General features: G+C 58.8%; 1 protein-coding gene. It reads left to right on the top strand.

Annotation, left to right across the window (positions count from 1 at the left end):
* Positions 1-30: 30 nt before the first annotated feature.
* On the top strand, positions 31-267 hold a 237-nt coding region (locus AAEY83_RS15585; protein WP_351060383.1), incomplete at its 3' end, for a GNAT family N-acetyltransferase.

Here is a 267-nt window from a genome sequence, read left to right as displayed (position 1 = left end):
GCTACGACCGACATGACAGGGAGGTGCGTGATGGAAGCGTTGATCCTGCGCAATTACCGTGACACCGACGCCACGGCAGTCAGCCAGCTGTTTCGCGAGGTCTATGGCGATCATTACGTGCAAAGCGACGTCTACCTGCCCTGCCTGATCAATCAGAACCACGCAGCCAAGCGCTGGCACTCACTGGTTGCGGTCGAGGGTGAACGGATTCTTGGCCATGCCACTTTGTATCGGCAGAGCGAAAGCTCGCACGATGCCGAACTGGCC

The organism is Psychrobacter sp. TB20-MNA-CIBAN-0197 (assembly GCF_040309765.1).
In the GTDB taxonomy this organism is placed as follows: Bacteria; Pseudomonadota; Gammaproteobacteria; order Pseudomonadales; family Moraxellaceae; genus Psychrobacter; species Psychrobacter submarinus.
The sequence above is the reverse complement of the archived record's forward strand: the minus strand, read 5'-3'. Positions and strand labels throughout refer to the sequence as shown.